The following is a 21,074-nucleotide window of genomic DNA, read 5'->3' on the forward strand; positions in this document are numbered from 1 at the left end:
TCGGTACAGTTACTGCTGGCCGCTTAATGTTTATGTTTAAGTACGGAAGAGAAACGGATTAGGTCTGCTCTTTTGATGGATTTATAATATTCAATCGGCTTTTCGCTTTTAGTATATACATGACCGGTAACATAGAAAACAGGGGTCCCGTTCTCAACCTCCAGGAGATCACTTTCCTGCTCACTCACAAATGTAACACTTAGTGATTCTGTACCGTGGTCAATATCCACGTTATAGACTTCTTCTAAAACTTTATAAAGGGAGTCCTGGGAAAAATCATATTGCTCAATGCCTTTGCACAATGAATAGTCGATATAAGACAGTTCAATCGTAACCGGGACCCCATCTATTAATCTTAATCGCTGTAGACAGAAAATCTTGCTGCCAAGTGTTAACTTCATCCTTTTGGATAACTCTTTATTACATTCCATGATGTCCGCATATAACACTTTTGCTGTTAATGTTTTATTGGCTTCCATTGCGCTTTTCGACAAGGACTGTATATTTTGCAGGTTCTGCACTAGTTTTCCGGGCGAGACAAATGTCCCGGCCCCGCGTTTGCTGTAGAGAACCCCTTCGATAATGAGCCTCTTGATCGCGCTGCGCAAGGTCGTTCTGCTTGTCCCCAGAACCTCACAAAGCTGCCTTTCGGATGGAAGCTTATCATTGGGGCGCAATTCATTTTGATCGATAAAATACTCTATTTTCTCCACCACTTCTTCGCGTGGTTTTAAATAACTGTTGTCCATAACCGGTGCGTTCCTCCACACTTTTGACCTGCATAACTACTTAAAATATATCATAAAGAGTGGAGGCGAATAAAACAGTTCATCCTACCCGGGCCCTTATCCCTCTTGTATATAAATCAATATCGTTCGCTCCGACGGGCCATCAAATTCACAGAAATATACCTCCTGCGCCCCACCCCGAACCATCCTTCCATCCACAATCGGAAAGTGGCAATGATTGCCTGTCAGCAACGCTTTGATATGTCCTGTTGGATTGCCGGCTGTAGAACCATAGTCTTTTAACATACGGGCATGGGCATAGGGGTGATCTTCCGGAACCATTCTTTTTAAAAATTCGTCTATATCACTCTCAAGACATTCTAATGCTTCATTGACGGTAATCCCTGTTGTCGTATGCTTCGTTTGGACTGTGACCACACCACTCTTAATCCCGCTTTCGGCAACAATCCGCTCAATCTCGTCTGTGATTACAAAATACTGATTGTATTTATCTGTGAGGATCGTGATACTGTCTACATGCATGGCTCATATTCCTCCTTTCACAAAGAGCATCCCAGAAATTCCAAGGCATTCTTTCCACGAATCAATTCCACGGTCGATTCCCGGAACCCTAAATGATTTAACGCCTCAGCCATTCTAATTTGCTCAAAACGCGGATTGTCGCTGCCAAACATGACTTGATGCCTTAAGCTCCGGTCGATCCATGTCGAAGGAATATCTTTCGTAAAAACTTGAGTATAGAATTCTTTGGCATTATCAAAATATAAAATTGCTGTATCTGCATACACATTTGGATATTTCAACATTAACATAGCTGTCTCCTGCACCCATGGCCAGCCAAAATGCGCGAGACAAATCCTTAATTTCGGCCTGCTGTCAGCCAGTTCTTCAAACTCAACCGGCCTTGAATATTTCGATAAGGTTCCTGGTTCCCATGACAAACCACTATGAAAGATAATCGGCTTATCGTACTTCTCACAAATATCATAAATATCTTTTAGCCTAGGATCAGCAGGATAATATCGCTGCTTGCTTGGGTTTAATTTCAGCCCAAGGAGTCCCAGCTCGGTGAAAGCCTTCTCCAGTCTCTCGGCAGCGCTCGGGTCGAACGGGTCAACACTGGCAAAACCAAAAAATCGATCTGGAGCCTGGTCGACAATGGCTCTAATCTCCTCGTTGGTGACCGTTGCCGCCCCTTCCACAGTTGTATAGTCTTGGGGCAGCAGACATAGCTTATCCAAGCCGGCACACTTCATTTGATTAAAAATATGCTGTAATGGCGGGGTCCCATTCTTGTGAATATTCAGCACTCTATGTCTGAATTCCAATCGCTGCTCATCCCCATTGATCAAACCATAAAAGTCCGGATGAACGTGCATATCGATAAACATGGTAATCACTCTTTCTTCCTATTTAAATGCAGTTAGTCCATTAGTGATCTTAAATTATTAATGGCCCGGCGGGCAAATAATCTTGGCTCATTGATATAGGCGGTTACTAATTCAATAGTTGCTGTACCATCGTAGCCTCTCTCTTTGAGCTCCATTAATAATTCCTTCATTGGCAGCACGCCTTCACCAGGAATCATATGAGTATCACTCGTTCCATCACTATCAATGATGTGAAGGTGCTGCATCTTATCCTGCAATTTATCGAAATAAGCCATCATGCTTTCATGCTGGACGAATGGCGGCACAATATCACACATGCCCACTAAATGATTGGACTCTACTTGTCCAAAAACCCTAGCCAAATCATTAGCCGTTGTACAAACGTTGGATTCCATCGGCGTGAGGGCCTCGAGAATAATTTTATGATCGATTTTCTCTGCATAATCTGTTAATTCCCTCATGGATTGAATCAATCTTTGCCAAATTTCAGCTTCGGAAGTTAAATAGCCGGCATGGGCGGGAGACATCAACGTATACTCAGCCCCCATTTCCTTGCCCATCTCCATCGATAACTTCAAATAATCAATAGCGTCTTGTCTCATTTGTTCTGTGCCAATCATAAAATTATAAGGATATGCATTATGCTCGGGAGTATAGACCCTGACCGGAATCTCATATTGATCAATCAGTTTCTTTACCATTTCAATATCGCCATTCTTCAAGTCAGGCGCAAATGCATGCGGGCGGCCTCCCCATAATTCAATATAATCGTAACCAAATCTCTTGGCATCTATAAAAGCATGTTCGAGCGGATTGCGTTGGTAACCTGAAGTAAATAACCCAATCTTCATGATCTAATCCCCATTTCATTATGAATTGAATTCCGCTTCACCCAAGGCTCAAAAACGGACACCACTTCTGCGGCAATTTCCGCTCCTTTGTCCAAGGCCTCCGGGATGGATTTACCCTTTAAAACAGCAAATAAGAAACCCGCAATAAAACTGTCTCCAGCTCCCACTGTATTGACGACTCTCGCAGGATACACGGTTCCTTCATAAAAACTTTGGCCATCAAATGCCAGACTGCCTTGTTCCCCGAAGGTGGCAACAGCCAATTTCATGCCTCGGTCTGTCTTGTCCTTCAAGAAATTCTCAATGTAAGCATCCCTCTTGTTCTTGTAAGAGAAAAATCCATAGTCTACATAGGGAAGTGTCTGCTCGACAAGGGGATGATCCAACCGATCGGCATAATCAAAGCTAATGACTGCCCCCTTGGCCTTCAATTTAGGAAGCGTATCCTCGGCCTTCCCCCATAACGCGGTATGGACTAAATCGTGTTCAGCCGCAAACCGGATATCTTCCTCATCGAAAACCATCGTCTCAAGGACACCTTCAACATAGTCGCCGTGTACACGGTCAAGGCCATCCATATCCATAAAAGTCACAGCTGTTGGCCCATCTCCCACCTTTAAGTGACTAATATCGATTCCTTCCTCTTGTAAGGTATGAATCATCCACTCCCCATTTGTATCATTTCCGGTTGTAGAAATAATGGATGTCGGGATGCCCAGCAATTGCATATTCACTCCTGTATCCACTACGTTTCCGGTTGGATATTTTTTATTAAGGCGCTCATACACATCAATACAATTGTCACCGATAGCAGCAAATTTCATATTGGACCTCCTCGTTCTCCAGTTCCAGCAGCGACCACCTTAATCGCAGCTCCCCGATAAAACGCTTACATACGATTTAAAAAACAGAACACATGAAATCAAAGCTTGGCAGGAAGTCATTTTGATTTCATGTGTGTTTATTCTGCATCTTAGTATTTCAATTGGCGGTAATAGCGTCTGATTTCCATTGGATGGCAGTTGAGTTTCTCAACATAAGCATCAATCCGTGAAGTGATCGCACGTAGAACCAAGTGAGAGATCCGGCCTCTAAATTCCGGGCTTATTCCTTTTAATTCATAGTCCTTGGTATCAATAATGGTATATCTGGAACAAACTCTTGGTAAGAACTCGGCTACTCTTTCCGATAGCGGACGCTGTTCATCTTCTCCAATAAATAATGTGACTGCTGTATCCCGGTCAATAACTTCCAATGTTCCGTGGAAAAACTCTGAGGAATGGATCGACTTCGAACGAAGCCAGTGCTGTTCTTCCCAATAACACATCGCATAGGAGTAAACCGCTCCCCATTGATTGCCTGCTCCGATGAAATAATGCATGGAATCATCCTTATGATCCTGCGCAAACTTCATTCCAAAGGAATCAGCCGCCTTTTCCGCTTCGACTAACGCTATTGCCAAATGTTCATCAAGTTCTTTATAGAATTGTTCATACTGCGGGAAATCACCGTTGTTAAACATGAAGCGGTCGGCAACCATAAAAAATTTGATTTGTTCGTTGGCCGGATATGAAATCAAGTAATCGACGCTTTGTGCGAGCGGTGTATCTTTTACATCAATGAATCCCAGAATGCGAGCCCCTATTTCTTTCACCTGTGAAACGGCTCTGACCATTTCCTCCGTACTTCCGGTAACCGATGATATAATCACTACCGATTTACTCGTTAACTTGCGGTTTCCGGTAGTTAAGTATTCCGCTGCATTCTCAACGTATACTGGCAGTGCGCTCTTTCCGGTAATGTAAGTCACCGCTTGCATGCTTGATGCGTAGGTTCCTCCAATTCCCAAATAGAAAATATTATCAAAACCTGCCGCATAAATCTCATCTACTATCTTCTCAATGCTTCCCCGTAATTGAAGGGCTCCGTTTACACTTTCCACTTGTTTCTCTTCGTTAAATTTTAGCATTTCTAATCGTCAACCTTTCCTGAGGACTGTTATTACTCTCTTTAGCTATGAGATTTATTCAGATGTGCCGCATCAAATCTCATACAAACTAGATATCATATAACTTATTTAATACCAATTTATTTTGTTGATAATCGCATTATAGCACCAGCTTAATTTACCGTCAATTTTATTCTTCAAAAATACCTATTATTTATACGAATTATCAAGTGTGTAAACGTTTTATTGGCTTGATGGTGCGCTTCGCGATAATTGGTATCTAAAATCACACCTTTTATTTATTGTTAGTGAGACTCTTCTTCATAACGAAAAAATAGACATGAGATAAACAATCCCATGTCTATTAATCGGCCATCAACACTAAGCGATCTCTTTTTTGTTATTTTTTCTTTCCCAATAAAAGTATGCTGGAAGACCTGTTGCCACTGCGACAATGGCGGAAATGATCCCCGGAATTGGCGCCCACAAAAAGGTGGAGACAATCAATGTTCCCGTGACAACCATTGCGATTGCCGCCATCAAGTAACCCATCGGCATTCTCCACATGGGATTGTATCCCGATTTCTTCCCGCGAAGCACAAACACTGTGCCAAATGTAAGGAAGTTCTTCAATAACGCTACGATGGTGAAATACCCTAGTAAGCTGCTGAGTGAGGATGCGAATACGAGAATAATCGCAAAGGCACACTGGATGATGATGGAGACATGGGGAGTCCCCCATTTAGGATGGACTTTTTCAAAGGATTTAAAGAATAAACCGTCTTTAGCCATTGCATATTCCATACGAGGCTGGAACATGATACAGCTGGACAGAGAGCCAATGATAACAATAATCGCCATAATAGCGGTTAGGGAACCGGCAGCGGACCCAATTCCAGGCAATTGCTTCATTGCCTCAGACACTGGCGCACCACTTGTTGCCAACGTATCCATCGGCAATAAGCCTGTAATAACCACACTTAATAGGACGTACAAAAGAGTGATTAGAATGCCGCTGATAATCAGCGCTCTAGGCATTGTTTTCTTGGGGTTCTTAATTTCACCTGTCATATAACACACGGAAGCCATGCCATCAAATGACCAGGTCGTTGCTGAAATCCCCGCCACTAAAGCCATAATGCCAACCGGTGCTCCCGCCTTTACTGGGGAACTGATTAAGTCAGGGCTGAAATAGTAGAAGCCAACGCCAATTAATATGGCAAACATGATGATTTTGAATGCTGTGATAAAGGTCTGGAATTTCCCTCCCCCTTCAACACTTCTCAGATGCACGAACATAAAGATAAGGATAAGTGCAACCGCAATAAACTTCATCGTTAATCCTGAGAAGCCTACAAAATAACCTATATAGCTTGTAGTTGCAATGGCCATAATGGAAATAGATGGTGTGTCCGTAGCCCAGAAACTAATCCATCCGCATAAAAAGGCCAGTGGACGCGAGCCCGCTTCCCTGAAATAAATATATTAACCGCCATTCTCCGGATAGGCCGTCGCTAATTCCGCATAACACAGATTCGCCGGAATATTCACTAAACCACCAATCAAGAAGGCCAGAACAGCAAATAAAGCTGTTCCACTTGCTGCTGCAACTTCTCCCAATGAAGAAAAAATGCCTGATCCAATGGTAGTACCAACACTAATGGCAATGGCAGCACTTAAACCTAATTTACGCTGGAGGCCGCTAGAACTTTTCTCTTCGACACTTTGTGCAACGTTCCCAAGTTCACTCGCCATATGACCTAATCTCCTTTTTAAGAATCTATCAACAAAAGGAAATAAAAAGGTATTAAACCAAAAGTAAGCGGTATCATTTTAATTAAATAATACAATGCTGGGTGCGGCAGCCCAACGATTTTATAACAATTAATCAAATTATACACTTTTTAATACCACTTTACTTCAAAATAGCACATGCTTCGACTTAATTCAATAGATTCTGCGAAAATTGTATGCGCTTTCTCCTCATGATTTTTTAACTACGACCCCTGTTGTTTCCGAAATTCTTGAACTAGATATCCAAGTATGTATAGTCACCCTACAGCCCGCCAAGGCATGGAACATCTACAGAGCAAAATTAAAAGGCACCCGGGTTCGGTGCCTTTTAGCTTCTCATGGAAGTTATATTCGTCAATCGTACCGAAGTGCCGACTGCAGAGTTACTCGGTTTCGATTCCCTACTCATCCTTTAACCGTCGTTGATACAACATGACAGACGCAATAGTTAATAAGGCCGCCCATGCCAACATAATAAGCAGGGGTTTTAATAAATCTCCCGTCGTAAAGCCTGCATTGTGTAGAGTTAGCAAATGTACAAGTTGGACACTTGGTGCATACTCCAACACTTTAAAGAGCGGAAAATTATCCGCTAATAACACTCCCCATGGAGCCCCAGTGAACACGAGCGCCACAGGCATGATAGATAATGAGGCTTCAAGCAACGTCTTGGAGAATAAACCACATATCGTGCCAGCGGCTGTATATAGAATAATCGAAAGAATGATTGCTGCCACAAACGCCCACATACTAGTTGGCTTATAACCCAATATATATATTGCAATGGTCAGAGCAGCAGCTGACACTACAAAGACTAAAGTACTTTTACCGATTAAAACATCCATGGTCGTGGCCGGAGTCATCATTAATGACCGTAAAGTGTTACGCTCCTTTTCTTCCGCAATCAAGCAGGCTTGTACTAAACACGTTAGTAACACAAACGAAGTATTTAGGAGAAAACCGATAGCTCCAGGCAGAGACGGGCCTGCACTTCGAAAAAGAAATGCGAAGAGAATTGGAACAATCACACTAAAGGAGACCGCATAATTACGTGAAAACTCTTTATAATCCTTCACGAAAATTGCCCAGGCACGTTTTAATGAGATACTCATAGTAACTCACTTCCTGTCATTTTAATAAAGATGTCACCTAGACTGGGCTCTTTCGTTTCTAATCGATCAATGATCCCCTGCTTCATCCAATCCGCTATTTGATCAGCCGTTCCCTCACCGATGGGAAGCTCGTAGGTTTCCCCATTGATCAAGTCCACGCAAACTACGTTATCCCGGTGCTGTTTCTTAAGTTCCTTCGGTGAGCCAATGGTTTGGACTTGTCCTTGATACAAGATCGCTACACGGTTACACATCAATTCTGCCTCAGTCATATTATGCGTAGTTAAAAAAATCGTTGTCCCGTTCTCATTCAAGTAGCGTAGGCCTTTATAAATATGTGCTGAGTTTACTGGATCTAAAGCCGAAGTAGGTTCATCTAAGAACAATAATTCCGGCTCATGGATAACTGCGCAGGCCAATAGGACACGCTGGCGCATCCCTTTGGATAAGAGGTTGACTTTCTTTTTGCGCTCTCCGCTTAAGTTAACAAACTGCAGCACCCTATCGACCGATGATTTAGGAAGATCATATAACTTACGATACAGCTCCAGATTCTCCTCAATCGTTAATCTCTCATATAGACCACTGTTATCCGTCAAAATGCCAAAACGCATCTTCTGTGAGGACTGATGCATCATCTCTGCCGGCTGGTTAAATACACTTGCCTGCCCACTTGTCGGACTTAATTGCGCAGTTAGAATCTTTATTAGTGTCGTTTTTCCTGAACCACTTGGACCTAAGAAACCAAAAATTTCACCTTTCGGAATTGAAAAGCTCACATCATCTAATGCATCCTTATCTCTGAATCTCTTTCGAACATGTTCTACTTGAATAACATCCATAAACACCACTTCCTTAGAGTTGATGCCTCAAGCATATAAAGATTGTATGCTCCCAGCTATCAAAAGCCGCCGAAATGTAGCTATTATCCCCTGAATGGTACTCTTGGTTGCTGGATTGGTTCGGCATTTCCCCGGAAATGTCATATGTTTACGAAGTTATGTTTGCTATGCAAGCATTTTAAATGTTAAGAAGCACTTTTAATTCATGCAGTTTTGAACGAGATAACGGTACTACCGCATCTTTAGCTGTATTTAATCGCAAGCTGTAGCTATTCTTCGTCCATGTAATAATCTCTCTTACTTTTTGCAAATTAACGATATAGGAGCGATGACACCTAAAGAATCCAAAGTTTAATAACCTTGCCTCAAGCTCGGTTAGCGTCAAAGCACAATCATAATTTTCTCCACCTACGTGAACAAGAATCGAACCATCTACACTTTCTATGTAATCGACTTCAGGCGGATTAAATAAGATCAATTTGCCATTTCTTTTCGTAGAAATCTTCTGCAGGGTGATATTGGCCTGATCTTGCTCCTGAACCTCCTGCTTATCCTCTTCGGAGTCCCGAATATCCAATGGATGAAATCCGCTTTCGTTCAATCGGTAAACCACATCACAAGAAATAAGGGCATCTTCTAAATTTGAAGTCAAAATTAAAATTTGCTTTTCCTTTGAAAGGTCATCCAAAATCCGCTTAAAATGACGACGATCCTCCTCTTCCAAGTAAAAATAGGGTTCCTCCAGCACGATTGTAGGCTGATGCGCAAAAAAGACACGCAGCAATGTCACATACATCCGTTTCGATGAGGTTAAATTCTTGATCCTTATCTTCCGTTCTTCTTTTAAAGAAAAATAATCCATCAACGGTGCAAGACGGTCACTCCTCTCCGTTACTCTGATTAGAAAAGTAATTAGCTCTTCCACCGTTAAATGCATATATTCGGCTTGTCCAGCCCGGAATAAATAATATTGGGAATGATTCACGAATTGATTCATTAAGATCTGCTTTCGCTTCAAGTCCGTTATAATGCCAACCGATTCATTCAAGGTCATATTTAATTCAATCTTCGGTAGAAGTAATTCTCCATTATCATAAATTGGTTCAAATTGCATGCTGCCCTCCCGGCCATTGCCCCTATAAGATATATAAAGAAAGGGCTGGCCCACGCTAAATCAAGAGAATTGCCAAAAGCCTGCTACTGGATGCTGTATCTCGGACGTACCTATTTGGGCGAAAATATATAGTGCCCCAAAACCAAATGGGTAACTATAATCGTGTTGAAGCAGCGTTTCGGGATAACCCTCTTCATCTACTTGAAATAAGAAAGAAAATGACTCTTCCCTCAGCTTCGTAAAATAATAGTCTTCATTTTGAATAAGTCTCGGGCTTCCACCTACTTTGATCAGAAAAGGCTGATCCAGCGATGGTTCGTCATGGCTTACTTCCCCATCCGAGATGGTGTGCTTTATAAGGCCTGGGTTAGTAAACGTATCTTTGACGCTTTCGGTTGAAATAGGATGCTCCATCACCTTGATCGAGCAATTAGGATAAATGTTGTTCTCCAAATACTCCTCATAATCTTCAGGGATGAAGATCGAAATCATGCTCCCCGGTTTAAAGGGATGGACGAGGCTCAAGTAAAAAATATATCTTTGGCCGCCTTCGTGGATGAGGTTCTCTTGATCATCAAAGAAGCCGGGTGCATTTCCGCCGATCCAGCCTGCACCCTGGTCTTGCGGCAGGCCAGATGCCGCATAATAAAGTATGCTGTCTGTTCTGTCCATTAAAATTTTCGTTTGATGGTCCGAAGGCACTCTACAACTCTCCCTCAAGAAAATTAATGAGGTACCTTTCAGGCTGCGCAAGGAACTCCGCAAGGCTGCATAAATCCGCATAGGTCTGGTGCTCCACGTCATAACAGCCGATTATGCCTTTTTTCTTTGGATTCCAAACCAGCTGCAGATCAGAGTAATTGTCGATATCGGCTGAAAGACGCAGCAGCTTGAGCCCGCCGACTTTCATCTCAATCGTATCGGTCAGTGTAAAAAAGTCGATATGCTCGATTCCATACTCATTTGGGGCCAGCTCAAGGCGCAGCTCATCGCCTGTAAGAAAGCTGACCAGTTCATCGGTTAATTTATACTTGCTCAGCTCATACTTCTTATTTTCAACATTGTGAAGATCATCCGGCTCCAGCGATTTCAAATACTCTGCCATGGCTATATTCTTATTGCTGACCGCAATCGTATACGGCCGATCGCCGTCTTTTTCCGCCAAAGTAACGTCAGCGCCGTGTTCAACCAGAAACTTGACCATGGTCAGACTCCCCATACGTGCGGCCACAGTTAACGGAGTCGCTTGATAAGGATAGACCATGTCCGGTTGATTATAGTTAATGTCCACCCCCTGATCGAGCAAATACTTGATTGTCTTCAGGTCATGGTCCGATACGGCTTGACGTAATACTTCACCACCATGCAGCTTGATATCTAACCCCAGCTCTTGAATAAGCGGGATATTGTTTTTGTTGCCATAGTAGGCTTGTAAATATGCACCTGACCCCGTTTGATTGAGCATGTCCAGCTTGGCTCCTTGCGCTGCAATGTACCTGACCATGTCTTCCTTGCCATAGCGGACAGCTCGCAAAAAGGCCGGATTATGATGGACATTCAAGTTGGCACCGTGCTCTACCAGCAGCTTTACCACCTCCATTCTCTGTGATACAAACGCCAGATCAAGCGGACTTAATGTGATATGCTTGCTAAGTACGATGCCCTCCTCAATATCCCAGCCTGCTGTAAGTGCATCATGCAAAGCCGGAATATTACCTTGGTAAATATGCATTGCGATTTCCGGAAGCTCCTTGAATCTCCCTATACCTTTCAGAACGATCACTTATATCACTCCTATTACTTAATTTTTAGCCCTGCTGAAAATTGTTAAATCTGAGTATCAGTAATTACGCGCTGCATCGAACCAGCGTTGAGCCATTTCATCTGTTATAGGCTGGCCAATCAGGTGCTCAGACTGGCTGAGCTGCCAAACGGCTTCCCCAAGGTCTTCCCGTTCGCTAGTTTCGATGCCTTTGAGCGTGTTGAAGCGCACGGTGAACGCAGTAATAACCGCCTCGGCATCAGCAAAGCTGCGAGCCTGTGCTAAATCTGCCTGTGCCACGTTGTAAGCCTCGTTAGCCAGTTTGGCCAGACGTTTAGGCCAGGACGAGAAGGGGCGCCCGAACTCGGCGGACCACCACTCAGGCTTACGCAATTGGCTAACTGAGGCATGGCCGGTCCATGGGCGGGTTTTGGCGCGTGCTTTCATTTGCTGCCTTAGACGCTTGCCTGTGGCCTCTTCCACATTGTATGCGATAAAATGGTCAAGCAGCGGCCACACATTCAAGGCCGGAAGGCCCTCCAGATCAGGCATGAAGCGCAGCTCCAGATTCGTTAACCGGGTATGCCGGGCCAACAAGTCGAGGTCGCAGAAGCTCCCCCACAAACTCAGTGAGTCTAGGTTCGGGAACCGGTCTAGACACTCTAGTGAGATGGGCTGCCCCAGCGGCGCGTTCTGCAGCGACAGGCTTGTCACCTGCTGCAATTCACCCAGGCCGGGCATCAAGAAAGGGGTATCACCCTTGCGTCTGCCGGTGCGCGGCGCTAGTATCAGAGAAGCTGGCATCTCGCCAGTGGCCGAGAGACATGATAGATTGCCAGACACGCCCAAACGGTAAAGCTTCCTCGGAAGCTTCAAGTTCAGATGCCCTCCGGACGGGCCCAACTCGATATGCAAGCCATGCAAAAGGGACTGACTGGCGTCCACTGCCGTGTCTTCAGTCAGGATTGGGGCCCACGTCATCTCTTCAACGGGACGTTTCTGCGCCCAATCCAAGAAGCCCGTGTCACCTCCGGTATAATGCAGAAAACGCGGCCAGGGCGAGCCTGCCGGTGTGGCAAAGGCATCGAATACACTCCAATCTATACGCATGTCGGGCTCGGCGTGAAGGTCTGCCTTTTTCCCCAAGTACGATGGGCCGATGGAAAGGCTGCCCACCCCGGGCTGAATTACCAGCGTGTGACTGCCTGGACCTGTCAGGTCGATGACATAACGACCCGCTTCTCTAATAGAACCAACGGGAGGACGATCTTGGTGATCACTCGGCATTTCTATCACCCTTTCTTCTAAATCCTATCAAGCCATTTAAAGACTACGTGTCATGCATGGCCCTCTTGAAGATAGTACTCATATAAACGGTTTAGGTTTCGAATATTGTAAGAAAAGCCCAGTAAATTTTGACAAGCAAAGTGGGAGAGTGGTAGTTTCTATGTATAACATTACTAAAATTTGGGTGATTCTATGAGAAAAAAACTGCAAATTTACATATCGTCTACTTACTATGATCTTATTGAGGAAAGACATACCGCTGTTGAAGCCATCCTTCAAGCCGGTCATATCCCTGCTGGAGTCGAGCAATTTTTCAAGGAAAGTCCAATGAAAATCAGGAAGAGATGGATTGACGAGTCCGATGTATATATCCTGATTCTCGGTGGATTCTATGGTTTAACGCTCCCTGAGGATGAATCCAAGAGCTATACGCATTGGGAATATGAGTATGCCGGTGAAACGGGCAAACCTAGATTTGCTTTTGTGGTCACCGATGAAGCATTAAGACAAAAACCCTATGACTTCGCAGCAATTGAGTACTATAAGGAGTTTCAAGAGTTTAAGCAAGCGGTCATGGAGCAAGTCCCTATTTATTATGTTGAAGATATGCGGCACATTAAAATGGTACTTCGTGATCAATTGCCAGGGTATGCAGCAAGAGACGATTTGTATGGCTGGATTTCCGGCAAGGATATTCCGGACGTTCAGAAGCTGATGGAAGAGAATGCAAGATTAAAGGCGGAGTTGGAGAGGAGGAAATGAAAGAGGGGCTGGCACAACCAGCCCCTTTCTTCTGTCTTCCTTTGAGATCAGCATCTATTTTGTACCCATAATGTTCAGCTATTGTTGTGATCCAAGACGCTTTTGGCAACCGAGAGTGCGGAAGCAGCACGTGGCCATCCTGTGTAGAAAGCAAGATGAGTGATGGCTTCCACCATTTCCTCTGGTCTTAGTCCGTTCTTTTCTGCCAAGCGCAGATGATATGAGAGTTGTTCGGTCATTCCGCCCGCCACTAGAGCCGCAACCGTAATCATACTGCGGTCCCGCAATGATAACTGCTCTCTTCTCCAAACGTCGCCGAATAACACATTCTCCGAATAGCTGACGAATGCTGGAGCGAAATTCCCATACGATTCCCTTGCGCTGGATTTGATCTTCCGATGCGCCATGGTTTATACCTCCTCTGCTGTTCTCTGAAACATCTGGGCAACTCCGTTCCCGAACGACCAATCCTCGAACTCGTTCTCAAGGAGCACTACGAACACATCTTCTTTTCTGACGGAGAGGGTCGTCGATAACCTTGTGGCTAGCGTCTCGTAGAAGCTTATCTTCTGTTCAGTTGTTCTACCAGACTTGCAAGTAATTTGAATGAACAGTAATCCGTCGCTTCGCTCTACGTTCAGGTAATTTCTGCTGTACATAAACTCATCCCGCTTATGAGCATGGAACACTTGAAATAAGTCTTCCTCGGGCACATGGAAATGCTGGATTAAGACTTCCATGATCATGTGACTGATTTGCTTTAACTGAAGCGAATTGTACTGTTGTTCCATATAACTGACCCGAATGAAAGGCATCCTGCATCACTCCTTGCTTTAGATGTCTTCATTGTACTTCTCATTCGTTCATTTATATAATGGAATAAGATCATGAACTTAATCGATTTCTTCGATTCAAGGAGGATAAAATGGATTTAAGAGAGCTGACCGCTTTTCAAATGATTGTTCAGGAAGGAACCTTCTCCCGGGCCGCTGAGAAATTAAATTATGCTCAATCGACCATAACAAATCAGATCCAACGATTGGAGAAGGAATTAGGCGTGCAGCTGTTCAATAGAGGATGGGACGTACAGCTAACTAAAGCCGGGCAGATATTCGCAGCGGAAGTGAACAAGCTAATACAGCATTGGAACGATGTATCCGAGCTTGCAAAGGCATTGCAGAACGACGAAATCGGAAGCATACGAGTCGGCGGGATTGAGTCTGTAATGGACAATGTGATTTCCGAATCCATACGCAGATTCCAGCAACAAAAGCCACGTATGGCATACCAGATCGTAACGGGAAATACCGACTTTCTCACACAATCCCTTCTGCGAGACGAACTCGACTTTGCCATCTGTGGAGAGCCGCCTGAGTCATCTGCCTTTTACTTCGAGCCTCTTTATCATGAGCATACGATTCTCGTCGCGGATTGTAATCACCCGCTGTGCCAAAGGAGTCATATCCCCTTCGAGGACATCCTAACCTATCCAATCATTACAGGGGGAAGCACATGCCTGTATCACTTGGAGTTCTCTAAATTTCTATCCCAATATAGAGAATCGCCTCTTCAACTGAACATGATAACCCAGATTTCCGCTATCCCCCATTACGTCATTAAGACACCCGCGATCGGCGTTGTACTGGAGACCACTCCGTTAATTCCGGAAGTCAGAAGAATTGACGTAAAGGTAGATTTAGCCGACATCCCTATCGGATTTCTACAGCTTCGCCATCACGATTACGCTGCTGAATCTTCTATACGATTCCTTCAACGATTGATTAAAGAGGAGTTCGACAATAAGAAATAGCTGTTGGTCTCTGTGTGTAAGGGATTTTGACAGAAGTTGCGCCCTACTGATGTTACGTCGTCTAATTATTTCCCCATCGCTTCGATCGCGTACTCCAGCTCAATGTCTTGCCCCTCCATCACGCTTGCTTTGAACGTCTCTTCATTTAGGGGGATTTTGATATCGGGAACCACGCCCCCTGCTCCGGTATTGTCGGCATCCCCCTGCACCTTCATGTCCTGATTGAGCGACCTTCCATCTGGAAACTGGATGGCGTAGCCTTCCGGCATTTTGATCTCGATTGGGCTGCTCATGAGTCCGAATGAGCCGGCCGTTGAGGTGAACCCTACGATCTTGACATGGGGTATGCCTTTTAGAACAAGAGGCATTCCTTCCCCCGAGCTTCCGGTTCTGCTATTGATCAAGATGGCCACCTTACCGTCGAAATAAGGCTGTGCAGGCTTGACCTTGATGACTTCATTCCGGTTCAGTTCAAACTTCCCCGTATATCTGTTGTAATAACTGACATATTCGTAGTGTTTCGTCTCCTTGACGAAGAACCCGGCCAGATTGGCGGCAAGCTGATCGTCCCCGCCGGGGTTGTTCCGCAGATCAATGATCAAGCCTTTAACGTGCCTGTCCTGGAACATGTTCAATAGGTCCGCCAGGCTTTCTTCAGGTGAGGTGCCGTTTGAATTGGGCAGAAAATGTTTGATTTTCACATATCCATAACCGCTGCCCAGGATATTACCCTCAATGGGGGAAGCCTCCAGATCAGCTTGGGTGAGTTTGATTTTCGTCTTCTTCAACGTCTCGAATTGATCGTCATAAGCCGTCAGCTTCGTTCGGGTCAGCTGAGACTCTCCCCAATTGCGAAACTCAATCTGTACCTCCTTGCCGATGGGCGCACGCACCATAAATCGTCCCTGATTGAGCCTCTTCACCTCATCCGTAGCCATGCCGTTCTCGCTCCAAATTGCCTGGTCGAACGCTTCCTTTCCTGTTTTCCCATCCCAGGTGACGATTTCCGCACCAGGCTTCATTCCGCTCTTGGCCGCAGGGCTATTCTCCAAAACCAGACTTACGAGAACTTTGCCGTTATCCAATTGGACGGTGCTTAATCCAAAGCCGCCGCCAACTTCCTTTTTGAATACTTTATTTCCATCGTACACATTATCATTAACGATTTTGATATGGCCGTCCCGCAGCGAAAACAGGTATTCTCTTAACGTTTTATAATACAAGTCGTAGTCTTTGTTGTTCTCGGCCTGTTTGAAGATAGGCTCGTACCTGCTTTGGCGCTCATTCCAGTCGATGCTCTTCCATTCCCCAAACGGATATTCCCGCGACAATCTTTCATTCATGGCAACGAACGCCTTGGAATAGCTCATGCCGCTAAAATCGCTGACCGGGTTGTACCGCATTACCCCCGCATTGGCTAACGCAAACACCATGGGAGCAACTCCGCATATACAGATTACGCTCCGAACGATCCTGAATGCTGTCCTTTTCGGAGCCGTCCAGACTTTAGGCTTTAACAGTCTCCTAATTGTGCATAGAAATACAAGCAAAGTCAGCAACTCGATGATGAGAGCCAGAAGGGTCATGTCCCCGGACAGGACACTTGCAATAGCTGCGAGCACACCTACGCTGGGTAAAAAGTCAAACCACCTGTAATACTTCTTGATAAGCACCGCGTACACCGTCAATACGAATAAATTGATGATGCACATCATGAGCTCCCAAACCGTCAGCCATTTAACCGAATCGATCGTACCGATAACACTCATTTCCGTTTCCTCCATTCATGTTCTCCTAGCAGCCGCCGCTGCGGCATACTCAGAAGAGTATGAGAGAAATATGAATGGAGCGTGAACCGGTTTACGCTTGGTTAGGCGGGTTGGCGGGCAGATGAACAACGACTTTCGTGCCTTGACCGACCTGGCTCTCCACATTAATATCGCCATGGTGAAGAGCGACAATTTTCTTGACAATCGCGAGTCCAAGACCGCTGCCGCCGCTGCGGCTCCGGGACCGGTCCGTCTTGTAAAAACGCTCAAAAACACGGCCCAGTTGTTCAGGTGCAATACCGATCCCGGAATCGGATAAAGTCACGGCATATCCGTCCTTGCGGGTCCTTAATTGAACATGGATGAGTCCCCCTTCCGGCGTAAACTTGATGCTGTTGCTAAGCAGGTTCGTCCATACTTGATTGAGCTGATCCATATCGGCTGTTATTACGGCAGACTGAGGCAGATCCAGAGTAATATCCAGGTTTTTCGCTGACCATAGAGGTTCACAGTTCACGACAACCTGCCTGATTTGTTCGTCAAGATGAAACGTGGTGTACTCCAAAGGATGGTGATTGGAATCGAGGGACGCGAGCTTGAGTAAATTATCGCTGAGCCTGGATAATCGGCCGCTTTCCGCCACGATGATATCCAGATACTGAATGCGCTCGTCTTCGGCAATGGCATTCATATCCTTCAGCGCTTTCGCAAAACCGGATATGGACGTTAACGGAGACTGAATTTCGTGCGACACGTTCGAGACAAAGTCCTGGCGCATCTGCTCCAACTGCTTAAGATCAAGCGCCATTTCGTTAAAGCTCCGAGCTAAATTTCCAAGCTCGTCCCTGCGCTTCACTCCCAATTCCACGTCGAAATCGCCCTTCGCAAGTCGTTTCGTCGCGGCCGTAAGCGTCTTGATCGGTCTTACAACATAAATTGCAGCTATAAGAATACAGATGCTTCCCGTAACCAGAACTAATAACAGGATGGTTAGCAGCAAGTGAGTTAGGGTCGATTCGTTTTTGGATGAGGGCAGCAAAAATAAAGCCTGACGCTCACCGCCGATCTGGAACGGCAGCCCGATGAACGTCATCTCATCCTGGGAGGAAGATCGATATACCCCGCCTTCCCTTACTTTCCGAATGGATTCCTGCGAAATCGCAAGATCGTCCATGCCGGAGTCGTACTTGAAGGATTTCATGACCCCAGAGCCAGAGTATAGTTGAATGGAATAGGAGGTCAGCTTCACCATGCTTTCCATGAACCGATCCAAATCTGCCGGCTTCGTCTGCTCGTAGACATGAATGATCTCCTCTCCCGCGGCTGTCAAGTCATTCTGCCCGATCCGGTCGATTCTCTCCTCGAATAAGGCGAGCCCAGCCAGAACGGAGACAAGCAGGCCTATGCCCATAGCCGCCAAAAACGTTAGCACAACGCGGACGTATAAAGACCTTGTCATTTCTTCACCTCTAGCCGGTATCCGAGACTGCGGACCGTCTCAATACGGAAATGCTCAGCATCCCCGGCGAAACGCTCCCTAATTCTCTTAATATGGACATCGACGGTTCGGTCGTCGCCTTCGTAATCCCTCCCCCAAATTTGCACAATGAGCTGTTCTCTGGTCAATATTTGCCCAGGGTGACAGGCCAGTCTGAACAAAAGTTCAAACTCTTTTAACGGCAATAGAAGCTCCTCGCCTTCACGAATCACTTTGAAGGCCCGTCGGTCCAATACAATCCCGCCTAATTGAACGATCTGGGAAGAGGCGATCCGATAACGCTTTAACAGCGCCCTTACTCTCATTACAAGCTCCACGGGATCGAAAGGCTTGGTCACGTAATCATCCGTGCCGAGCTGGAAGCCCTTTACCTTTTGCCCAGACTCTCCTTTGGCCGTTACCATAAGCAGCGGAACTTCCGGATATAGGCGGCGGATCTCCCTGCACAATTCCCATCCGTCCATATGCGGCATCATAATATCAAGAATTACAGTATCAACGGCCGAATTCTCCATGATGGAGAGCGCCTCGATCCCATTTGCCGCCTCGACCGTGTCAAACCCTTCGTTCCGCAAATATAAGGTGATGAGCTTGCGAATATGCGCCTCATCGTCTGCGATAAGAATTTGAGTCATTTTACTGTCGGCCCCCTTTCGAACCTTCATCTCACTCCAGAAGAGAAGATGGGCTTTTGAAGGGATTATAACATGCAAAAAATGTAAGCCGGAGTACGTGATTCATATCACAACCGCTTATACCTGGACGTGTATACTTTTTTTATAGAGTAAAGATATCCTGGGAGGTTCTAACATGGGGCGATATGAACAGCAAAGAAGTTTCTTGAAGTCAAACTTTCTTGAATTTAAGCATGTGAAAACAGACAAGATCAAGGGCCTGCCCAAACCACTGACGGTTAAACCTTATTCCTCTTCCTCCATCATGATTGACCTCCCGGAATGTAACGAGGACGTTGTAAAGAAACATAATATCTATGACTGTATCAAGGATAGAAGGAGTACCCGATTTTATTCTGAGGAAAGTTTGCGTCTGGAGGAGTTATCCTACCTATTATGGGCCACCCAAGGAATAACAAGTACAACGAAGACCGGGCTTACCCTTCGAACTGTGCCATGCAGTGGCGCAACCCATACTTTTGAAACCTACCTTTTCATTATGCGGGTGGAGGGAATATGCCAAGGAATATACAGGTATTTACCAGTGGAGCACAAGCTCTTATTTATGTCCGAATTGGATGAAATCGACCAAAAAATCGATGCCATTACCTTAGACCAGCCATTTGTCCCGAATTTTACGAAAAAGGCTGCCGTCATGTTCGCATGGAGTACAATTCCCTACCGTTCTGAATGGAAATATGATATCTCCGCACACAAAAAAATCCTGATTGATATTGGACATGTCTCTCAGAACCTCTATCTGGCGAGCGAATCAATCGATGCAGGAGCTTGTGCGATCGGCATTTATGACCAAAAACTGATCGACGAAGTATTAGGTCTAGATGGTGATGAAGAGTTTATCCTTTTCCTAGGCGCTGTTGGGAAAAAACGGAGATAGTCACGACTCAGCAGCACTGTTTGTGCAGCTGTATAATCCTCCTCTACGCAAAATAACCCCCGTCTATAGCACGGGGGTCAGCTTTACTACTCGTGATACGGTTCGCCACGCTATCTGTAACGGCAAGTTACAAATGTGTAGCCCTCTTAAGCACAGGACGAACATTCCCCTCATCACAGGTTCCACAACCCTTCTTCAGAGCAATCTCATCAGTGGAACAACCGGAGAACAGAAGTATACACGTCGGAGAAATTGACCGATGCTCCAAGGAAATAGCCGATGGATATAAACAAAGCACACCATAACAAGGCCCCTAAGACCGAGTAGAGTAAGTATTTCCTGAGGCTCATAGCGCTCATCCCCGCCAGATAACAAGTTAGATGCCGGAACCCTGGAATATAATAACCTATACATATTGCCCAAGGGCCATAACGTTCGAACCAACTTTCTGTTTTCTCCAATCTTATTGTCGTGAGCCTGATCCATTTCCCATACTTCCACAGCAGCGGCTTGCCGAATTTCCGCCCAAGGGCGTAACTGCACAGCATTCCAGTCATGGCCCCGAAGACGCTAACTGAAAGAGATAACGGGAAATAAAGCAGCCCAAGTGAAGAAAAATAACCGACCGTCGTCATTAAGATTTCATCAGGCACAGGCAAACCAATAATACCAAGCGCCAAAAAGCAGAAAATAGAGATGTATCCGTGTTCTATAATGATGTTCTGTAATAAGGCGATGATGATCACGCTCCGTCTCTAATGGCTCTAGGCAAAGAAATGTTATTCGGCCGTTTTAGAGAATCTTAATCCTTAT

General features: G+C 45.2%; 21 protein-coding genes and 1 pseudogene. 3 read left to right on the forward strand and 19 right to left on the reverse strand.

Annotation, left to right across the window (positions count from 1 at the left end; genetic code table 11):
* Positions 1-23: 23 nt before the first annotated feature.
* From BN6628_RS24230 to BN6628_RS24290, 13 genes and pseudogenes are all read right to left on the reverse strand, one after another.
* The gene (locus tag BN6628_RS24230) at positions 24-749 is read right to left on the reverse strand and encodes a GntR family transcriptional regulator (protein ID WP_068621376.1); all 726 of its coding nucleotides are present in this window, start codon (positions 747-749) and stop codon (positions 24-26) included.
* A gap of 96 nt (positions 750-845) precedes the next feature.
* A complete protein-coding gene (locus BN6628_RS24235) occupies positions 846-1,271 on the reverse strand; it encodes a secondary thiamine-phosphate synthase enzyme YjbQ (RefSeq protein WP_068621378.1) in 426 nt (141 codons plus the stop codon).
* 17 nt (positions 1,272-1,288) lie between these two features.
* Complete coding sequence (locus tag BN6628_RS24240; protein WP_068621380.1) at positions 1,289-2,140, reverse strand: amidohydrolase family protein; 852 nt, start codon at positions 2,138-2,140, stop codon at positions 1,289-1,291.
* A 32-nt stretch (positions 2,141-2,172) separates the two neighbouring features.
* On the reverse strand, positions 2,173-2,991 hold the full coding sequence (gene frlC, locus BN6628_RS24245; RefSeq protein WP_068621382.1) for a fructoselysine 3-epimerase: 819 nt from the start codon (positions 2,989-2,991) through the stop codon (positions 2,173-2,175).
* Complete coding sequence (gene frlD, locus BN6628_RS24250) at positions 2,988-3,815, reverse strand: fructoselysine 6-kinase (RefSeq protein ID WP_068621384.1); 828 nt, start codon at positions 3,813-3,815, stop codon at positions 2,988-2,990. The genes frlC and frlD overlap by 4 nt, the downstream gene beginning before the upstream one ends.
* Before the next feature lie 149 nt (positions 3,816-3,964).
* Positions 3,965-4,960, reverse strand: a complete 996-nt coding sequence (locus tag BN6628_RS24255; protein WP_068621387.1) for an SIS domain-containing protein — start codon at positions 4,958-4,960, stop codon at positions 3,965-3,967.
* Between the two features lie 360 nt (positions 4,961-5,320).
* A pseudogene (locus tag BN6628_RS24260) lies at positions 5,321-6,694 on the reverse strand (amino acid permease).
* A gap of 440 nt (positions 6,695-7,134) precedes the next feature.
* Positions 7,135-7,845 carry an ABC transporter permease gene (locus BN6628_RS24265; RefSeq protein WP_068621389.1) on the reverse strand — a complete coding sequence of 237 codons (711 nt, stop codon included), beginning with the start codon at positions 7,843-7,845 and terminating at the stop codon, positions 7,135-7,137.
* The gene (locus BN6628_RS24270) at positions 7,842-8,687 is read right to left on the reverse strand and encodes an ABC transporter ATP-binding protein (protein WP_068621391.1); all 846 of its coding nucleotides are present in this window, start codon (positions 8,685-8,687) and stop codon (positions 7,842-7,844) included. Before BN6628_RS24270 ends, BN6628_RS24265 begins: the two co-directional genes overlap by 4 nt.
* A 178-nt stretch (positions 8,688-8,865) precedes the next feature.
* Positions 8,866-9,801 carry a LytTR family transcriptional regulator DNA-binding domain-containing protein gene (locus BN6628_RS24275; protein WP_068621393.1) on the reverse strand — a complete coding sequence of 312 codons (936 nt, stop codon included), beginning with the start codon at positions 9,799-9,801 and terminating at the stop codon, positions 8,866-8,868.
* Positions 9,802-9,861: 60 nt separating this feature from the next.
* The gene (locus tag BN6628_RS24280; protein ID WP_392397671.1) at positions 9,862-10,473 is read right to left on the reverse strand and encodes a hypothetical protein; all 612 of its coding nucleotides are present in this window, start codon (positions 10,471-10,473) and stop codon (positions 9,862-9,864) included.
* Positions 10,474-10,504: 31 nt separating this feature from the next.
* Positions 10,505-11,584 (reverse strand): ankyrin repeat domain-containing protein, encoded by a 1,080-nt coding sequence (locus BN6628_RS24285; protein WP_068621397.1) that lies wholly within the window; start codon positions 11,582-11,584, stop codon positions 10,505-10,507.
* 57 nt (positions 11,585-11,641) lie between these two features.
* Complete coding sequence (locus BN6628_RS24290) at positions 11,642-12,850, reverse strand: hypothetical protein (RefSeq protein ID WP_068621399.1); 1,209 nt, start codon at positions 12,848-12,850, stop codon at positions 11,642-11,644.
* Positions 12,851-13,042: 192 nt separating this feature from the next.
* Between BN6628_RS24290 and BN6628_RS24295 the strand changes: the two genes are divergently transcribed.
* The gene (locus tag BN6628_RS24295; RefSeq protein WP_068621401.1) at positions 13,043-13,612 is read left to right on the forward strand and encodes a DUF4062 domain-containing protein; all 570 of its coding nucleotides are present in this window, start codon (positions 13,043-13,045) and stop codon (positions 13,610-13,612) included.
* Between the two features lie 74 nt (positions 13,613-13,686).
* On the opposite strand, the gene BN6628_RS24300 is transcribed toward BN6628_RS24295, so the two are convergent.
* Positions 13,687-14,019, reverse strand: coding sequence for a carboxymuconolactone decarboxylase family protein (locus tag BN6628_RS24300; RefSeq protein ID WP_068621402.1), 333 nt, complete (start codon positions 14,017-14,019; stop codon positions 13,687-13,689).
* A 3-nt stretch (positions 14,020-14,022) separates the two neighbouring features.
* Entirely contained in the window at positions 14,023-14,427 is a 405-nt protein-coding gene (locus BN6628_RS24305) for a tautomerase family protein (RefSeq protein ID WP_068621404.1), read from the reverse strand.
* A 110-nt stretch (positions 14,428-14,537) separates the two neighbouring features.
* On the opposite strand from BN6628_RS24305, the gene BN6628_RS24310 reads away from it, so the two are divergent.
* Positions 14,538-15,422: a LysR family transcriptional regulator gene (locus tag BN6628_RS24310; protein ID WP_068621407.1), complete on the forward strand. Its 885-nt coding sequence runs from the start codon at positions 14,538-14,540 to the stop codon at positions 15,420-15,422.
* A gap of 65 nt (positions 15,423-15,487) precedes the next feature.
* Here the strand turns inward: BN6628_RS24310 and BN6628_RS24315 are convergent, their stop codons facing one another.
* From BN6628_RS24315 to BN6628_RS24325, 3 genes are all read right to left on the reverse strand, one after another.
* Entirely contained in the window at positions 15,488-17,206 is a 1,719-nt protein-coding gene (locus BN6628_RS24315; protein WP_068621409.1) for a S41 family peptidase, read from the reverse strand.
* Positions 17,207-17,282: 76 nt separating this feature from the next.
* On the reverse strand, positions 17,283-18,650 hold the full coding sequence (locus BN6628_RS24320; RefSeq protein ID WP_068621411.1) for a HAMP domain-containing sensor histidine kinase: 1,368 nt from the start codon (positions 18,648-18,650) through the stop codon (positions 17,283-17,285).
* Positions 18,647-19,324: a response regulator transcription factor gene (locus BN6628_RS24325; RefSeq protein WP_068621414.1), complete on the reverse strand. Its 678-nt coding sequence runs from the start codon at positions 19,322-19,324 to the stop codon at positions 18,647-18,649. Before BN6628_RS24325 ends, BN6628_RS24320 begins: the two co-directional genes overlap by 4 nt.
* Before the next feature lie 175 nt (positions 19,325-19,499).
* Here BN6628_RS24325 and BN6628_RS24330 point away from each other — a divergent pair, with 175 nt between their 5' ends.
* Positions 19,500-20,261 carry a SagB/ThcOx family dehydrogenase gene (locus BN6628_RS24330; RefSeq protein WP_068621416.1) on the forward strand — a complete coding sequence of 254 codons (762 nt, stop codon included), beginning with the start codon at positions 19,500-19,502 and terminating at the stop codon, positions 20,259-20,261.
* 209 nt (positions 20,262-20,470) lie between these two features.
* On the opposite strand, the gene BN6628_RS24335 is transcribed toward BN6628_RS24330, so the two are convergent.
* The gene (locus BN6628_RS24335; protein WP_068622627.1) at positions 20,471-20,998 is read right to left on the reverse strand and encodes a DedA family protein; all 528 of its coding nucleotides are present in this window, start codon (positions 20,996-20,998) and stop codon (positions 20,471-20,473) included.
* Positions 20,999-21,074: the final 76 nt, after the last annotated feature.

This window comes from Paenibacillus tuaregi (assembly GCF_900086655.1).
GTDB lineage: Bacteria > Bacillota > Bacilli > Paenibacillales > Paenibacillaceae > Fontibacillus > Fontibacillus tuaregi.